General features: G+C 45.9%; 2 protein-coding genes. Both read left to right on the top strand.

Annotated features, from left to right (window positions below; all coding sequences use genetic code 11):
- On the top strand, positions 1-1922 hold a 1922-nt coding region (locus Q0277_RS02500), incomplete at its 5' end, for a TonB-dependent receptor (RefSeq protein WP_297995245.1).
- A gap of 32 nt (positions 1923-1954) precedes the next feature.
- On the top strand, positions 1955-2303 hold a 349-nt coding region (locus Q0277_RS02495; RefSeq protein ID WP_297995243.1), incomplete at its 3' end, for a PepSY domain-containing protein.

Below are 2303 nucleotides of genomic sequence, written 5' to 3'. Positions count from 1 at the left end.
GGGGGCAAGAGGCCGATTTAGGAGAGATCGTCGTAAGCGCCACCGCCTTTGAGCAAGATATCAAAGAAGCGCCGGCGTCGATCTCGGTAATACCTCAAAAAGAGATCGAAAAGAGAAATCACAAAGACGTAGCCGACATCGTAAAGGATATACCCGGCGTATATTCCGCGCCTAGATTTAGCTCAATGAAGGGCAAAAGCGATATCAGAATGCGTGGTATGGATTCAAAATATACTAAAATTTTAATCGACGGTCGTCCTGTTTCCAGCGAGAGCGCATTTCCGGGTTTCGGCTCGCAAGGAAGCATCCAAAGCTTCATCCCGCCCGCAAATGCTATCGCCCGCGTGGAAGTCATCCGCGGACCGATGAGTTCTCTATACGGTACCGACGCTATGGGCGGCGTGATAAACATCATCACCAAGGGCTTTTCTAATGAACCTAGCGCCAATATAAACGGCTACTACGACATCGCGCAGCACAAAGACATAGGCAATGGCTACTCTACTGGATTTTATGCAAGCGGCGCGATAGTGCCAGACGCACTCGGAATTTCGCTTTACGGGCGATATTTTCATAAATTTGAAGACGCCAAAGACTACGGCAATCCAAAAGACGCGGATAAGAATTTCGGTGCGAAGCTTATGTATAAGCCTACCGAGAACGACGATCTCGCGCTTGATTACAAACACACGAAAAACTTGACCTCAAGAACTCTAGGCAAAACGGCGTATCTAGGATATAACACTCACGAAGACGACAAAGACGATCAAATTTCGCTCTCGCATAGCGGAAGATACGATAAATTTCTAACCGATACCTATCTATCGCACGAGGTTACAAAAACCTTTTCCGATCAAGCCGCAAGCGACATCAGGCTGAGATCTACGATATTTAATACTCAAGGCTCGTATCTTTTTGACTCAAATACCTTAACGCTCGGCGCGCAGTATCGCCATGAGAAGCTGGATTCATCACAAAATGAGCCGGGCTTTAGCGATGATGCGCATCTAAAAAGATGGGATGTGTCGGTATTTGGAGAGGATAATTTTTATGTCACGGACGCGCTTGCACTGACTGCGGGCTTAAGATACAACTACGACAAAGACTACGGCGGACACTTTGCGCCGCACGGCTACATCGTTTATCATCTAAATGAAAATTTATCGTTTAAGGGAGGCGTATCGGCGGGCTATACGACGCCTAATATCGACGATAGATCCGAAGGGCTAAAAATTCCGATAAATCACGGACGCGGTATCAGACTGGGGCGAAGCAGCCTCAAGCCCGAAACTAGCGTAAATTACGAGGTTGGAACGATGTATGACAATAACGATAATCTAAGCCTTTCGGCGACCGTTTTTCACACCGACTTCAAAGACAAGATCGATAGCGTCGTAAGATGCGGCGGCTGGGGATCGGGAGCGGATTTTAATAATCCCGCTACTTGGACTTGTGTTTATCAAGGCAAAACCTATTTCGGAATTTATGAAAACGTAAATGTCGGCAGAGCCTCCATAGACGGACTTGAGCTTAGCGGCGAGTGGAAAATTTTATCAAATTTAGCATTTCATGCAAACTACACCTACGCTAAATTAAAACAAAAATCAGGCGAAAATGAGGGCAAGGCGCTGACCGATACCCCGCGCTATATGATAAAAACGGGACTTGATTACGACTTTAATAGCGATCTGAGCTTCTGGACGCAGGTAAATTATATAAGCAGGGTAAAAAACGGCGTATATGTAAACACTAAGGGCTACGCCGTCACCGACGTCGGGACTAACTATAAAATCACGAAAAACGCTAGCGTAAATTTTAGCGTATATAACGTATTTAACGAAAGAGTAATAGACGATAAACCGACCAGGGCCCTCATAGCTGAAGGTCGTAAATTTCAGCTCGGCTTCAACGTAAATTTTTAATTCGAACAAAATTTAAAGATGAAATTTAAACGATGAGGAGAGTTTTAAAGAAAAACTTTTGGTTCAACGTCCATTTAATTTTGTCTCTGCTTTGTGCACTACCGCTGCTCGTAGTCGCCTTGTCGGGCTGTTTCATCTCGTATCACGATGAAATTTTTGACGCGATTAACGAGCGGCAGTCTTTCGCCGTCCAAAAAGATGTACCTCGCCTAAAAATTTCTGAAATTTTAAAAATTTTCGGCGAGAAGCAAAGCAGCTTCACGCCGGAGTTAATCGGCATAAAAGACGGCGGCGCAAGCATCGAAGTCGCGGGCAAAGACGGCAAAGGACGATGCGGCGGAGGCTGCGGAGGACTTGCCACGGACCTCGATGATTTCCGCA

The sequence above is a fragment of the uncultured Campylobacter sp. genome (assembly GCF_938030815.1).
GTDB lineage: Bacteria > Campylobacterota > Campylobacteria > Campylobacterales > Campylobacteraceae > Campylobacter_B.
Note: the sequence above shows the minus strand (reverse complement) of the source record. Positions and strands in the feature narration are given on the sequence as shown.